This is a genomic window from Halorubrum pallidum (assembly GCF_055380345.1).
Genome location: NZ_AP043945.1, coordinates 1,973,797 through 1,988,720 on the forward strand (window position 1 = coordinate 1,973,797; position 14,924 = coordinate 1,988,720).

The window sequence follows — 14,924 nt, forward strand, 5'->3', positions numbered from 1 at the left end:
AACGGCTACTCCGTTATCGTCGCCTCGAACTTCTCGCGGACCTTCTCCATCTTGGGCTTCGCGTGGAAGGTGCAGTAGGCGTCGTCGGGATTTTTCGCGAAGTAGTCCTGGTGATGCTCCTCGGCGCGGTAGAACGTCTCCAGCGGTTCGATCTCGGTGACGACGTCGCCGTCGTACGCCGAATCGAGCGCGTCGACGTACGCTTCGGCGACCTCCCGCTGCGTCTCGTCGTGGTAGAGCACGATAGATCGGTACTGGCTACCGACGTCCGGTCCCTGTCGGTTGAGTTGTGTCGGATCGTGTATCTCGAAGAACGCCTCCAACACGTCGTCGTAGCCGATCACCGTCGGATCGAACACGACCTGGACCACCTCGGCGTGGCCGGTGCTCCCCGAACAGACCGCCTCGTAGGTCGGGTCGTCGACGTGGCCGCCGGCGTATCCGGACGTGACCGACTCGACGCCGGCGAGCAGTTCGAGCGCCGCCTCCGTACACCAGAAGCACCCGCCGCCGAGCGTCGCCGTCTCGCGCGTTTCGGACATACCCTCCGGTAGGGCGTGAAGACGTATGAATCGTGTGCGTCCGAAAAGCCGCGTGGGTCCGAAACGTGTGCTCACGCCACACGCGCGTTCTCGTCGCGCCCGCGATACACTATCGGTCACTGCACCTCGTAGACGACGTTGACCGACACCCGAACGCTCACGTCGCCGGTCTCGATGCCGGTCGACGCGCCGCCGTCGTCGCCCTCGGCCATCGCCGCGGCGTCTGCGACTCGGTACGGCGACACGCCCGACCCGCTTGTCGAGACGGCGTGGACGCCGTCGATGGTCAGGTCGCTGGCGTTCGCGAGGACGTCGGCGTCGGCGCGGGCGTTCGTCATCGCGTTCTGGAGGGCCCGCTCGCGAACCTCGGACTCGCGCTCGTCGCTCAGTCCGAACTGGATCTGTTGCACCTCGTCCGCCCCGGAGTCGATCGAGACGTCGATGACCTCGCCGACCGCGTCCACGTCGTCGAGTTCGATCGCGTACTGGTGGACTCCCTGGAACTCCTCTCGGTCGGGGTTCTCTCGCGATTCGTACGTCTCGCTGACGTCGTAGCGAACGGTCCGAATGTCCTCTTCGGTGAGTCCCCACTCCGTCAGCCCCGTACGCAGCGAGTCGTCAGCGGCGTCGAGGTCGTCGCGGACCGTCTGTGCGTCCGATCCCGACGCGGTGACCGCCACGCGGATCGTCGCGCGGTCGGGTCGAGCCGTGGCCTCGCCGTCCGCAGCCACGTCGATGCTCCCGTCGAGCATCGCTTGGTCGCCGGCCCCGTTCCCGGGGCCGCCGGTCGATCCCGCAAGTCCCGAACAACCCGCCAGCGCGACGAGCAGCGTCACGCCGACGATCACGGTGAGTCGTCTGTCCATACAAGACGGCACGTCGTTCGCGGGCAAGAAGCCGCCGATGGCACAAAGAACCGCTTGTGCTACCGGTCGGTACGGCCGCAGTCACCCATTCTACCGCCGTCAGTCTCGCGCTCCTCGCCCGCTATCGGCACCGGTTTCGTCATCTTCGCCGTCGTCAGCGTCGTCGGGGTCAGCCTCGTCATCCGCCTTGTCGCCGTCGTCTGCGCTTTCGTCGTCGTCAGCATCTTCATCGTCGTCGTGATCGGTGATGATCGCCGACTCGTGTGACGCGTCGTCGTCGGCCTCGTCCTCTTCGTCGTCGTGATCGGTGACAACAGCCCGCTCCGGCGGCCGGCCGATCGCCGCGTCCGGATCGCTCGGCTCGTCGCGGGCGGCCTCGTCGCCGGTGGGTATCTCCCTGTGCACCGATCCGTCGTCTTCGCTCCGCACGTCACCCGTCTCGGGGCTCTTGTCGACCGCGGACCCGCGGCCGTCGCCGGACTCGCCGGGACGGGGGTCGTCGGCGTCGTCCGCGCCCGTGAGGTCGGCCCCGTTAGATTTCTCGTGGTCGCGTTCGACGCCGTCGAGCACGGGGGTCGCATCTCGCCGGCCGGAGCCGAACAGCCGCTCGCGGATCGAGCGCCGGCTCGGGCGCTCCGCGAGCAGGATCGAGCAGTCGACGTCGCTGGTGATATCGAGGTGAAGCGAGTTGGAGACGAGCCGCGAGAGCATTCCCTCCTCCGTCGCACCGAGTATCACGAGCGTGTTGTCCGTCGATTCGTTGACGATCGCCTCTTCGACGTCGCCGGTGTCGTCGACGACTTGCGCGGCGTCGGCGAGCCCGTTCTCTCTGGCCCACGCGGCGAGGAACCCCTCGCCCTCATCTCGCTTCTCGGGGCTGTCGACGACGTGTAACAGCGTCACCTCCGCGCCGGCGGTCCGCGAGAGGACGCTCGCGACCTCCGCTCCGAGCGTCGAGTCGGGACCGCCGGAGGTCGGCAGCAGGATCCGCGAGGTGTCGAGCTCGTGGTCGTTCAGGATGAGGAAGTCACAGGGGAGCTGGTTCGTGAGTTCGTCGATGGGGCGCTCCGCACGGGCTGCGCTCCACAGCTGGTCGTCTCCCCAGCCCATCAACACGGCGTCAGGGCGGGTGCGGCGGGCCATGTTGAACACCTCCTCGAACGAGCGGTGCGTGACGACGGTCGAGGTGGAGACGTCGACGTCGTACCCCTCGGCCGTCGCTTTGAGCCCCTCCATCCCCTCCTCGGAGACGTCTGCGATCCGACCGGCGTCCCTCGAAAGAGACATGCGCTCCGGGGCCTGCACGACGTGAACGATGTGGACGAGCCCGTCCTCCCGATCGCTCGCAATCTGGCTCGCGAGTTCGACGATCTGCCCGTCGGTCCGCGGGTTCGTGATCGGCACCATGATCCGGTGGCCCTCGTTGGCGAACAGCGTCGCCTCCGTGGCGTCCAAGATCGGGACGTACGACCGCCCGGCCGCGCGGCCGAGCACCCACTCTGGCACGGTGAGCCGGCGGGTCATCCCCTCGAAGCGCGCCTCTTCGAGGCGCTCTTCGCTGGTCTGGAAGTAGTTCACGATCGTCACCAAGACGACGCCGCCGATGGTGTTGCCGAGCAGCACGGGGAGGACGAAGTCACCCAGGCCCGCGAACAGATTCAGGTCGCCGCCGTACACGCCGATCTGCTTGGCGAAGAACAGGTACGATACCTCGGTGAACGAGATGACGACGTGGTAGAGATTTCCCAGTGGAATTGCGAGGAACGCCAGGTAGACGACGAGCAGCCGGGTGACTGAGTTCGTGGATGCGAACCCGACCCAGACGACGCCGGCGACGATCAGCCCCGCGACGGCCGCCTTGAAAAACAGCGGCCAGAAGCCGACGTCGAATCCGCCGGTAGAGATGTATATCGCCGAATCGACGGTGTCTCCCGAGAACACGCCGCCGTACGAGAGGACGAGCGCGCCGAACGCTCCCCCGGTGAAATTCCCCGCCAGCACGATCCCCCAGTGTCGGAGAAGCGTCGGAATGCTTGCGAGTCGCTCCAGGGTCAACGCCACCGGCGGCAGCGTGTTCTCGGTGTACAGTTGGTACCCGCCGATGATGATGTAGATGAAGCCGAGCGGATACAGCAGGACGCTCAGGAGGGGGTCACTGTCGGTCGCGGCCGTCAGCGACGCGTACAACAGGAACGTGATCGTGAGCGCCAATCCCGCTGCGACGCCGCTGAAGAAGAGTTCGCGGCTACCGGAAGTCACCTCCTCGTCGGCGGCGGCGATGATCCGCTGGAACACCTCGTCGGAGGAGAACCGGTCCCGGACGGCCTCGCCGACCGCCGGCGCGCCGCTGCGAGAGCGCTCGACGACCTCGCGCATCGAATCGTCGTCCGGTCGCGTTGAATCGGTCACTACCCTACCACTGGAGCCGCGATAAAAAGTAGTTCCTCTTTCGGCATACGCGCCGAAACTGTCCAATTAGGTTCTTATACATCTGATAACGGCGCGTTTTACAACAAGTGGACATATTTCACCACGCTCGTCTTGTTGTCCGCTGCGGGGGGTCTCAGTCCCCTCAGGCCCGTGCGACCGTTACGAAGCGGACCTCCACGCGGACCTCACCGTCGATCGTCGCCTCGATCCGGTCGTCGAGCGCGGCCGCCACGCCGTCGACGGTGCCTCCAGGCGGCGCGCCGACGGTGACGGTCACGCGCTCGGTGTCGAGCGGCGGGATCGTCCCGCCCCGTTCGACGTCCAGTTCGAGCAGCTCCAGCTCGGAGTCCAGCGCCGCAAGCTCCTCGCCGGTCGCGGATCGGATGTCGGCTTCAGTCGTCGACGCCACGTACGACTCGTAGGTGACGCCGCCGAGGAACACCGAGAGGATCGCGATGGCTGCGACGAGGACGGCGGCGCGCTTGAGGAACGCGGCGCGGGCGTCGTCCTCGCGGAACCAGCGCTGGGGTCTGTACCCCTCGTACCAGAGCACGACGAGCGCGGAGAGGTTGATCGAGAGCACGTTGACGGCAACGATCACGCCTGAGCCGAGCACGAGTCGAGGAATGCCGAAGGCGATGCCGATACCCACCGCGGCCGCGGGCGGGATCAACGCGACCGCGATCATGACGCCGACGAGCGTCGCCGAGACGCCGGTCATGAGCGAGACGATCCCCGCGATCCCGGCACCGATCGCCACGACGAGCACGAGGACGTTCGGCGCGACGCGCTCCGACACCTCCGCGAGTTCGAGCGGATCGAGGCCGGGCGGGACGAAGGCGAGCGAGCGAACGGAGAAGGCGAACACGGTCGCGGCGACGACCGCCACGACGACGCCGAGAATCTGCATTCGCACGCCGCGCCGGAAGGTGTCTTCGTCGTCGACGACGGTGCCGATCGCGGCCGACATCGCGGGACCGATGAGCGGGGCGATCACCATCGACCCGACGACGGTCGCCGGAGAGTCCAGCAGGAGCCCGGCAGTCGCGATCACTGCCGAGATGACCGTCATCAAGACGTACGTTCCGAGTCCGGATGCGAGGTCGTCAGCCTTCGTCTGTAGCTCCTCGCGGGAGATGCGGTCGCCGCCGTGGTCCGACTCTTCGGCGTACTCCTCTTCTAGCGCCTCGAACCGCCGGGATATCACCGTCTCGGCCGCGACGATCACGGTGTAGGTTCGCTCGTCGATCCCCGCCTCGCGGAGCCGTTCGAGAACGGGTTCGACGGCCGCGGTCGGCAGGGGGAACGTCGCGACCGCGGTGTACTCGCGTCCGCTCGTCTCGTCGGTGACGACGTAGTCCACTCCCTCGTCGTCGAGCGCGCGGACGACGGCCGCGCGCTTCCCCGCCGGAATCATGACCTGAACGAGTCGCACGGTCGCTCGTCTCACCCCCGGAACTTATAAACAGGCGGTGAGTCCTCCGGCGGATCGCGGGCGTCGGTCGGAGCCGTCCCGCGCGAAACGGAACTTTAATGCGCGAATCTCTCACACCTTCGGACAAGAATGCTCTCGCCGCTGGCCATCGACACGTTCCTGCTCGACTACCACCTCGGGCACGTCATACTGCTCGGGTTCATCGTCTCGCTTCTGGGAGCCGTGCCGCTGAAGTCCCAGAAGGTGTTCGCGTCGATCTTCGCCGGGTTCGGGCTGATCTTCATGGTCGCCCCGTTCACGACGATGCCGCAAGTGTACGTCCTCGCCGGCATTCCACTGGTCCTCGTCGGCGCGCTGTTGTGGACGATGAGCGGCCGCTGATCGGAGCCGCGTTCCGTTCGCGGTCCGCCGGTCGATCCTGCTCCTTTTTGCACCCCGAGCGAAACTGGTCGCCATGGTCACGGTACGAGCACCCGCCACGAGCGCGAACCTCGGCAGCGGGTTCGACGTGTTCGGGGCGGCGCTCACGCGGCCGGCCGACGTCGTTACCGTCGAGAAGGCGGCGGAGACGACGATCGAGGTCACGGGTGTCGGCGCGCAGTACATCCCGGAAGACCCCGAGAAGAACACGGTCGGCGCGGTCGTCGAGGCCCTCGACGCCCCGGCGCGCATCCACATCGACAAGGGCGTCCGCCCGGCGTCCGGTCTCGGCTCTTCGGCCGCCAGCGCCGCCGGCGCGGCCGTCGCGCTCAACCGGCTGTACGACCGCGGGCTCTCTCGGTCGGAACTCGTGCCGATCGCCGCCGAGGGGGAGGCGGTCGTCTCCGGCGTCGCGCACTCGGACAACGTCGCCCCCTCGATCCTCGGCGGGTTCACGGTGACGACGCGGGAGGCGACCCACGCGGTCGACGCCGCGGTCCCCCTTGTCGTCTGTCTCCCCGACGTGGCGGTCTCGACGCGGGACGCGCGCCGGGTGATTCCCGAGACCGCCTCGATGGACGACCTCGTGGAGACCGTCGGCAACGCGGCCACGCTCGCCGTCGGGATGTGTCGGTCCGACCCCGACCTCGTCGGGGCCGGGATGAGCGACCCGGTGGTCACCCCCGAACGCGCCCGGCTGATCACTGGCTATGACGACGTGCGGGCCGCCGCCTTCGACGCCGGGGCCGCGGGCGTCACGGTGAGCGGCGCGGGCCCGGCGATTCTCGCGGTCTGTCGCGACCGCGACCGACGCGGCGTCGCTGCCGCGATGCTCGACGCCTTCGCCGAGGCCGGTATCGACGCTCGCGCCTATCAGACGCGGATCGGTCGCGGATCGACAGTTCTCGACGAGTAGGCTGTAAGCCGCCGAACCGCTCTATCGATCGATACCGGCCGCACCGTCGACTACGCCGGCGACGTCGTCCGGAGAGATGACGGCGACGTCGCCGCCGATCGTGCGCTTCAGCGCGGCGGCCGCGGCGGCCCACTCCAGCGCGTCGGCGACGCTTCCGCCCGCTATCCGCTTGGCGAGGAAGCCGGCGACGAACGCGTCGCCGGTGCCGATCGCGTCGAAGGTGTCGGCGTCGAAGACGCCCTGTTCGTGCACCGCGCCGTCGCGCAACGCGACCGCACCCTCCGTGCCGCGGGTGACGACAACCGTCTCGAAGTCAAAATCGGTTGCGAGTCCGTTGGCGATGGTGACGGCATCGCCCTCGCGGTCTAACACCCGCCGCGCGTCTCGACGCGGGACGAACAGCGTGTCCACGTGCTCGAACAGGTCCTCGTAAGCGGCGCGGGCGGTCTCCGGGTCCCAGAGCTTCGCGCGGTAGTTCAGGTCGAACGACCGGGTCGTGCCGGCCTCGCCCGCGGCGCGGAGAAGGGCTGCCGTCGTCGCCGCGGTGCGCTCTGAGAGCGCCGGAGTGATCCCCGTGGTGTGAAACCTCGAGGCCGACTCCAGCGCGCCGGTCGGTAGCTCTTCGGGACCGACGGTCGTGATCGCGGCGTCCGCGCGGTCGTAGATCACGTTCGTTCCGCGCGGCTCGCCGCCGTGTTCGAGGTAGTAGGTCCCGACGCGGCTCGCCTCGGGATCGGCCCACGCGACGCCGGTGCGGACGCCGTGGCTCCGTAGCTCCGAGACGACTCGTCGACCGAGCGGTGAGTCGGGGAGCTTCGAGAGCCAGACCGCGTCGGCACCGAGTCGCGCCGCGCCGACGGCGACGTTGCTCTCCGCGCCGCCGGCCTGCACGTCGAACGTCTCCGTCGTCTCCAGCCGCTCGCCGCGCGGTGGCGACAGGCGGAGCATCGTCTCGCCGAACGTCACTAGGTCGGTCACGCCGACCACCCTCTCGCGGTCGTCACGGCGCTCCCCGCCGGCGCGGTCGCCGCGGTCGCTGCGGTGTGCATGCCGGAGCCTCCGCGGGCGAGTACAAAAGGGTCAGCGATCGGTCGAGACCGGTCGCGTCGCCACGACGCGTCGGATCCGGATGCGCTTTTGTTCGCGGAGTCCCACCGGATCGGTATGCGCTATCAACCCGGGGTCTGTAACATCGGACCGGCACAGCAGCGGCGGCGGCTCCTGCTCGGGGTCGCGTCGCTCGTCGCGGCCGTCGCCCTCGTCGGTGCCACGCTCGCGCTGTCGTGGCCCCGGTGGGTGCTGCTCGCGTCCGTGTTTCCCTTCTACGGGGCTGCGCTCGGCGTCATCCAGTACCGCGAGCGGTTCTGTATCGGATTCGCCGGCATCGGCGTCTTCGACGTCGGTGACGGGACGACCGAGGTGGCCGACGGGGCGGCGCTGGCGGCCGACCGAAAGCGCGCGGTCCGGCTGAATCTGAAGGCGGTCGCCGTCGCGGTCCCGGCCGCCGCCGGAGTGTACGCCGTCGCCGTCTTCGTGGTGTGATCCGGCGACGACGGTGTCGCGTTGCTCGCCGCGGTCACGTTCTCCCGTCGGGCTCGCGATTCTCGGCGATCGCGCCGGATACCACACGAACGTGCACATAGAAAAGCATTAGAACGGGCTCGATAACCACGTAAGTGAATGAGTCTGTCCGAGCCGGACCACGAGCTCGTCGTCGCGGAGCTCGGCCGGGAGCCGACGGCGGCCGAGGTCGCGCTGTTCGAGAACCTCTGGAGCGAGCACTGCGCGTACCGCTCCTCGCGGCCGTTGCTGTCGGCGTTCGACAGTGAGGGCGACCAGGTCGTCGTCGGTCCCGGTGACGACGCCGCCGTCCTCGCCCTGCCCGAGCCGGATGCCGCGGACACGCCCGCTCCCGAGCGCGACCCCGACGACTACGGCGACCAATACGTCACCTTCGGCGTCGAGAGCCACAACCACCCCTCCTTCGTCGACCCGTTCGACGGAGCCGCCACGGGCGTCGGCGGCATCGTCCGAGACACCATGTCGATGGGCGCGTACCCGATCGCCTTACTCGACTCGCTGTACTTCGGCGGCTTCGACCGCGAGCGCTCGCGGTACCTCTTCGAGGGCGTCGTCGAGGGGATCTCCCACTACGGCAACTGCATCGGCGTCCCCACGGTCGGCGGCAGCGTCGGATTCCACGGCGGCTACGAGGGGAACCCCCTCGTCAACGTCGCCTGCGTCGGGCTCACGAACGAGGACCGGCTCGTCACGGCCACCGCACAGAAGCCGGGGAACAAGCTGGTGCTCGTCGGCAACGGCACCGGACGTGACGGGTTAGGCGGCGCGTCGTTCGCGAGCGAGGACCTCGCGGAGGACGCCGAGACGGAGGACCGCCCCGCAGTGCAGGTCGGCGACCCCTACGCCGAAAAGCGGCTGATCGAGTGCAACGAGGCGCTCGTCGACGAGAAACTAGTCGTCTCCGCCCGTGACCTCGGCGCGGCCGGCCTCGGCGGCGCGTCCTCCGAACTTGTCGCGAAGGGCGGGCTTGGCGCGCGGATCGACCTCGACGAGGTCCACCAGCGCGAACCGGACATGAACCCGATGGAGATCCTCCTCGCCGAGAGCCAAGAGCGGATGTGCTATGAGGTCGTCCCCGACGACGTCGAGCGCGTCGCGGAACTCGCAGAGCGGTTCGACCTCGGCTGTTCGGTCATCGGCGAGGTGACCGACGGGAACTACGTCTGTGAGTTCGCAGGCGACGCGGACGACCCCGAGAGCGAGACCGTTGTCGACGTCGACGCCGAGTACCTCGCCGACGGCGCGCCGATGAACGACCTCCCGAGCGAGGCTCCCGTCCAACCCGATCGGGACTTCCCCGATCCGGCCCCCGCGCTCGACGAGGCGGTCGAATCGGTGCTCGCCGCTCCCTCGACCGCGAGCAAGCGCTGGGTGTACCGCCAGTACGACCACGAGGTCGGCACGCGGACCGCGCTGACGCCCGGCGACGACGCCGCGATCATGGCGATCCGCGAGGCGGCGGCCGACGGCGAGACCGCCGCTGGCGACGAGGGCGTCGGGCTCGCGCTCTCTTCGGGCGCGAACCCGAACTGGACGCAAACCGCGCCGTACGAGGGTGCTCGCGCCGTCGCGTTGGAAAACGCGACCAACCTCGCCGCGAAGGGCGCGGTCCCGCTCGCCGCGGTCGACTGTCTCAACGGCGGCAATCCGGAGAAGCCGGACGTGTACGGCGGGTTCGAGGGGATCGTCGACGGCCTCGCGGACGCCTGCGCGGACCTCGGCACCCCGGTCGTCGGCGGGAACGTTTCGCTGTACAACGACAGCGTCGAGGGACCGATTCCACCGACGCCGACCCTCGCGCTGATCGGTACCAAGCGGGGCTACGACGCACCGCCTGCGGCGCTCGACGCGGACCGCGCGGACGCCTCCGAACTGCTGTTGATCGGCGCGGGCGGCGACGCGCTCGGCGGGTCCGAGTACCTCGCACAAACCGGAGGTACAGACCGGTTCCCGTCGCTGCCGGGCGAGCCCGGTGACGATGCCGGTGAGCCCGGTGACGGCGAAGGGATCGACGACCTCGTCGCGTCGCTCGCGGCGATCGCGCGTCACGACGCGACGCTCGCGACCCACGACGTGAGCGACGGCGGGATCGCGGTCGCGCTCGCTGAGATGGTGACCGACGACGCGGGTGCCGACGCGGCGCTCCCGGACCGCGTCGCGGCCTTCGAGGAGACGCCCGGGCGACTCGTCGTCCAGACGACCGACCCCGACGCGGTAGCCGACATCGCGGGCGAGGTTCCGGTTCTCCGGCTCGGCGACGTGACGACGGACGGGACGCTGTCACTCGCCGTCGGCGAGGAGTCCGTCACGCTCGACGCCGACGCGATCCGCGACCACCGCGGCGTCATCGGACGCGAACTCGCCTGAGTCGGTCTCCGATCGTCTCGAATCGGATCCCGCCGACCGCGACGACGCCTCGGGCGGTGGTATTTTCGACGAGAGAGACCGAGCGATACGCTTTTAGGGCTTCCTAAAATACGTAGGGGCACTCACGGGACACCGGTCGCTCCGGTGCCCGCCACACCGATGGCTCAAACGCAATCAGTCGGAACGACACGGTCGGACGGGGAACGCGAGGAGGCGAGTGGATCGTCGGACGCGACGCGCCCGGCGACCACGCAGTCGTCCGAACCGGTGTTGTCGCTGTCGGACGTGCGAAAGGATTTCGGCTCGGAGACCGCTGTTGACGGCGTCTCACTCGACGTCCGTCCCGGCGAACTGCTCACCTTTCTCGGTCCCTCGGGCTGCGGGAAGACGACGACGCTCCGCACGATCGCGGGGTTGGAGGAGCCGACCGACGGCCGCGTCGTCCTCGCCGACGAGACCGTCGCCGGCGACGGAGCGCTCGTGCCGCCCGAAGAGCGCGACGTCGGTATCGTCTTCCAGAACTTCGCTTTGTTCCCGCATCTCACCGTCCGCGAGAACATCGCGTTCGGACTGGAGGGCGCGGACGCGTCGGCGACCGAGGCGCGCGTCGACGAACTGCTCGAACTCGTCGAGATGCCCGACCACGGCGAGAAGACGCCGGACCAGCTCTCCGGCGGACAGAAGCAGCGCGTCGCGCTCGCGCGCTCGCTCGCCCCCGAGCCCGAAGTCCTCCTGCTCGACGAGCCGTTCTCGAACCTCGACGTGCGACTGCGCGTGGAGATGCGCGAGGAGGTCCGCCGCATTCTGAAAGAAGCCGGCGTCACCGCGGTCTCCGTCACCCACGATCAAGAGGAGGCGCTCTCCATCTCCGACCGCGTCGCCGTGATGAACGACGGGCAGATCGAACAGGTCGGCCGCCCGGAAGAGGTCTTCGAGCGCCCCGAATCGAAGTTCGTCGCCTCTTTCCTCGGCCGCGCGTCGTTCCTGCAGGGCCACCTCCGCGACGGGAATGTCGAGACGGAGATCGGTCGGTTCGACGCCGTCACGCTGGAGGGGTACGACACCGTCTACGACGGCGCACCGGTCGACGTGCTCGTCCGCCCGGACGACCTCCGGGCGACCCCCGCGAGCGCGGAGATGGCCGATGGGGTCATCGTCTCCCGCCAGTACGTCGGGCCCTCGTTCGTCTATCGAGTCGAACTCGACTCCGGCGACGCGGTCCACTGCCTGCACAACCACGTCGAGGAGTTCGACCTTGACGAGCCCGTCACGCTGGAACTGTCGGCCGACCACCCGCTGGCGTGGTACCCGCGATAACGGCGATCTAGACGCACAGAAAACGCCGGTTACAGTTCTCTACGCCAGTCTAGACGACAGGCACGCGAGCGGTGCACTTCGATCAGAACGTGAACAGGAAGGGGAGCACGTACGCGATCAGCAGGCCGACGAGAGTGACGGCCGCGCCGATGCCGACCTCGTGGCTGCCGAACTCCTGCATCGGGGCGGTCACGCGCTTGTTCGGATCGGGCTCGGAGTGATCGTCCATACCGGCGTGTCGGAACGGGGGATACATAAGCGCACCTGAACGACCACGGCAGCATCGCACACCGCTGCCGAACAGTACTCGCGGCACCGTCGGACCGCCACGGAAAGGTTTAGTTACCACGCATGAAATTCATTTTTGTTGATGGATTCACTCGTCGGTGAGGCAGAGTCGGTGCTCGTCGCAGGTCCGGTGTTGTCGGGGCGGCGGCAACTGATCCATCGGACGCTGCACGAGTGGTCGGAGACACCGATCGTCGTCTCGACGCGCGAACCGGCGGAGAGCGTGCGTTCGACGCACTGCCGGATGGCCGCCGCAGACGCGGAGGACACCGTCGAGAGCGAGGTGGCCTCCCCCGTCGTCGTCGACTGTGTGACGAACGCGCTCGGGAAGTCGCCGCCGGACGACGCCGAGACGAAGTACGCGCAACACCCAAGCAATCTCACCTCTATCGGTACGAAGTTCACCGAGTGCGTGGAGGCGCACGACGACGGGGAGTCGATCGTGGTCGGGATCGACACGGTCTCACCGCTTTTGATGTACGCCGACGCCTCCAGCGTGTTTCGGTTCCTCCACATCGTGGTCCAGAAGTCCGCGGCGGCCGGCCACCCCGTCGTCGTCGGCATCGACGCTGGCGCACACGACGAGCAGACGATAGAGCAGTTCGTGCCCATCTTCGATCGAGTGGTCGAGACGCGGCGCATCGACGGGGACCGGGAGTGTCGCGTTCGGTATCCGACGCCTACCGAGTGGCGGACGCTGTGAGAAACTTCCTCCCGGTTACACCGTGACTGACACACGGCGTGGCATTTGATTCTTCGACCGCGCGCGAGCGGCCCGTCGGCGACGGACCACCGCGAGACGCCGACCGTTCCGTATGGTGGGATCCCACGCCACGGGGTGTCATACGTCCGTCTGTCGCACCTCGCATGAAATGTATATGAATCTTCGTTGTGGATTTTCCTTCGATTGAACCGCCACGACCGCTCGATCCGATCGGACTCGCCCGAAGGTAGTTTCAGATTAATTTTATGCTTTAGTCACATGTAATCACGTCGAAGGGTGTCTGACACCTCCGTTAGCGGTACAGGTTCTGAAATCAATGATTACCTTCTCGCAGTCCCCGAGATTCCCCACCGCCGGTAGTTTCATATTATAGTAGCTAACTGACTGTCATGTATCGGCGGCGGACGGTTCGACTGTGCCGGACATCCGGGGGGATATCCGGTCGCGGTCACGCCGCTGGTAGTTCGATCAACGATGACAGCACACAATCGGCGGTACGAGACAGGGGTACAGCGACAGCGTTCCCGACGGAACGGGAGTGATGCGCGATGACGGGAGCATCGCGCCGGAAGAGAGCACAAGCAGTGCTGTTCGCAGCGATCATGGTGGTTTCGATGGTCGCTGCGGGTGTTGGTGGTTTGGCGGGGAGTGCGGCGGCACTGAATGTCGATGATGATACAGTTATTGTATCATCTAGCGATAGAATTCAAGAAGGGATTGACAACGCAACCCAAAACGATAGCATCGATACGGTACAGATCGAAGAGGGCGAGTATACTCTCTCGAACTCGGTTGTAATTGACGGTTCCGGGGCGACCGGCCTCACCGTTGAATCTGCGGGAGACCGCTCCAACACTACAATCACGTACGAAGCCGACAACGGGACCCCTGCGTTCGCCGCTGATGCTGAAGGCGTCACTATTCGGGGCCTCACAATCGAACGCGGCGGCGAGAGTTCGACCGTAGCTCAAGGTGTTCGGGTCGCGGCTTCCAGTGTTGAAGTTAGTGATAATGTAATCAACAGTACCAACAACAACGATCAGACGGATAACGGAATACTCGTCACTGACCAAGATTCGAACGGAGATCCGGTTGAGAACAACGTCACGGGCGTTACTCTCACTGGCAACAACGTCAACGGGTTCCCTGTCGGTATCGCGACAGCAACGCAGACCTCCGAGGATACCGTTCAGGATCTCACCATCTCAAGTAACAAACTCAATAACAACGGTGTCGGTGTCGGTTTTTCGGAACGGGACGGCGCCGCGGCTCTCGGTGATGAGATCGACGTAACCGGAAATACTCTTGACGGGAACGGTGTCGGGGTTTACATTTTTGGTGATGAAGTGCCTTGTTTTGCCGCCTAGTGACGACGTTCTCAGACGCTCTTACTGTAATATTCCGTTAGATTAACCCGGAAATGGACGCCGTCTGGCGATATGGCATCGCTCAGACGGCTTGCTTGGATGTGTCGAGATCTTGCCAAACAGCATGTTGATGATCCGGACGTACCCGCCGCGCCGGACGGCGCGGACGGGTACGCCGAGTGGGTGCAGATCGCGTTGATCCTGTACCGCGTCGAACTGGAGAAGAGTCTCCGTGAGACCGAAGACTACCTCAACGAAATGCCCGGCGTCCTCGCCGTGTTTGATCTTGACGACGCACCGCACTACAGCTCGTTTTGTCGGTGGGAAAAGGAGTACCGAATGCGTGAACTCCGCCGCCTGCTCCGCGCTTCGGCGGAGCAGGCGGGCTGGAGTGGTGAAGCCGCAATTGACGCAAGCGGCTTTCAACGCGATCAAACCAGCTACCACTACCGCGACCGCGCAGACTTCTCGTTTCAGTCGATGAAGACGACGATTTTGATCGACGTGAATTCGCTAGCGATCAAGGACGTTCATTTCACGACGCAGAAGGCATGGGACGGTCATATTGGGATGCAGGTCTTCCGCCGGAACGCGGAAGACCTGCGCGTGCATCCGTCTTTAGTTAGGAGACGAACCGCGTGACAGTGGCGGCTTATCGAGGCTACTTTTCG

General features: G+C 66.6%; 13 protein-coding genes and 1 pseudogene. 8 read left to right on the plus strand and 6 right to left on the minus strand.

Features of this window, described 5'->3' with window-relative positions:
- Positions 1-5: 5 nt before the first annotated feature.
- The 4 genes from msrA to ACZ45C_RS11735 form a co-directional block, all read right to left on the minus strand.
- Positions 6-542, minus strand: a complete 537-nt coding sequence (gene msrA, locus ACZ45C_RS11720) for a peptide-methionine (S)-S-oxide reductase MsrA (RefSeq protein WP_460562008.1) — start codon at positions 540-542, stop codon at positions 6-8.
- A gap of 116 nt (positions 543-658) precedes the next feature.
- Complete coding sequence (locus tag ACZ45C_RS11725) at positions 659-1,408, minus strand: SIMPL domain-containing protein (RefSeq protein WP_460562010.1); 750 nt, start codon at positions 1,406-1,408, stop codon at positions 659-661.
- A gap of 99 nt (positions 1,409-1,507) precedes the next feature.
- Positions 1,508-3,817 carry a formate/nitrite transporter family protein gene (locus ACZ45C_RS11730; RefSeq protein WP_460562012.1) on the minus strand — a complete coding sequence of 770 codons (2,310 nt, stop codon included), beginning with the start codon at positions 3,815-3,817 and terminating at the stop codon, positions 1,508-1,510.
- A gap of 163 nt (positions 3,818-3,980) precedes the next feature.
- Positions 3,981-5,255 (minus strand): TIGR00341 family protein, encoded by a 1,275-nt coding sequence (locus tag ACZ45C_RS11735; protein WP_460562033.1) that lies wholly within the window; start codon positions 5,253-5,255, stop codon positions 3,981-3,983.
- A 147-nt stretch (positions 5,256-5,402) separates the two neighbouring features.
- On the opposite strand from ACZ45C_RS11735, the gene ACZ45C_RS11740 reads away from it, so the two are divergent.
- On the plus strand, positions 5,403-5,654 hold the full coding sequence (locus tag ACZ45C_RS11740; protein ID WP_460562014.1) for a hypothetical protein: 252 nt from the start codon (positions 5,403-5,405) through the stop codon (positions 5,652-5,654).
- A 73-nt stretch (positions 5,655-5,727) separates the two neighbouring features.
- On the plus strand, positions 5,728-6,609 hold the full coding sequence (locus tag ACZ45C_RS11745; protein WP_460562016.1) for a homoserine kinase: 882 nt from the start codon (positions 5,728-5,730) through the stop codon (positions 6,607-6,609).
- Positions 6,610-6,630: 21 nt separating this feature from the next.
- Here ACZ45C_RS11745 and kdgK1 read toward each other — a convergent pair whose 3' ends face one another.
- Positions 6,631-7,596 (minus strand): bifunctional 2-dehydro-3-deoxygluconokinase/2-dehydro-3-deoxygalactonokinase, encoded by a 966-nt coding sequence (gene kdgK1 / locus ACZ45C_RS11750; RefSeq protein WP_460562018.1) that lies wholly within the window; start codon positions 7,594-7,596, stop codon positions 6,631-6,633.
- Positions 7,597-7,773: 177 nt separating this feature from the next.
- Here kdgK1 and ACZ45C_RS11755 point away from each other — a divergent pair, with 177 nt between their 5' ends.
- The 3 genes from ACZ45C_RS11755 (at position 7,774) to ACZ45C_RS11765 (ending at position 11,874) form a co-directional block, all read left to right on the plus strand.
- A complete protein-coding gene (locus ACZ45C_RS11755) occupies positions 7,774-8,151 on the plus strand; it encodes a hypothetical protein (protein WP_460562021.1) in 378 nt (125 codons plus the stop codon).
- Between the two features lie 138 nt (positions 8,152-8,289).
- A complete protein-coding gene (purL, locus tag ACZ45C_RS11760; protein WP_460562023.1) occupies positions 8,290-10,557 on the plus strand; it encodes a phosphoribosylformylglycinamidine synthase subunit PurL in 2,268 nt (755 codons plus the stop codon).
- Between the two features lie 159 nt (positions 10,558-10,716).
- Positions 10,717-11,874: an ABC transporter ATP-binding protein gene (locus ACZ45C_RS11765; protein WP_460562025.1), complete on the plus strand. Its 1,158-nt coding sequence runs from the start codon at positions 10,717-10,719 to the stop codon at positions 11,872-11,874.
- Between the two features lie 82 nt (positions 11,875-11,956).
- Here ACZ45C_RS11765 and ACZ45C_RS11770 read toward each other — a convergent pair whose 3' ends face one another.
- The gene (locus ACZ45C_RS11770; protein WP_460562027.1) at positions 11,957-12,103 is read right to left on the minus strand and encodes a DUF7550 family protein; all 147 of its coding nucleotides are present in this window, start codon (positions 12,101-12,103) and stop codon (positions 11,957-11,959) included.
- Between the two features lie 141 nt (positions 12,104-12,244).
- On the opposite strand from ACZ45C_RS11770, the gene ACZ45C_RS11775 reads away from it, so the two are divergent.
- From ACZ45C_RS11775 to ACZ45C_RS11785, 3 genes and pseudogenes are all read left to right on the plus strand, one after another.
- Complete coding sequence (locus ACZ45C_RS11775) at positions 12,245-12,865, plus strand: DUF7504 family protein (RefSeq protein WP_460562029.1); 621 nt, start codon at positions 12,245-12,247, stop codon at positions 12,863-12,865.
- Positions 12,866-13,434: 569 nt separating this feature from the next.
- A complete protein-coding gene (locus ACZ45C_RS11780; RefSeq protein ID WP_460562031.1) occupies positions 13,435-14,253 on the plus strand; it encodes a surface glycoprotein in 819 nt (272 codons plus the stop codon).
- 72 nt (positions 14,254-14,325) lie between these two features.
- Positions 14,326-14,862: pseudogene (locus ACZ45C_RS11785) on the plus strand (transposase); the annotation flags it as partial.
- Positions 14,863-14,924: the final 62 nt, after the last annotated feature.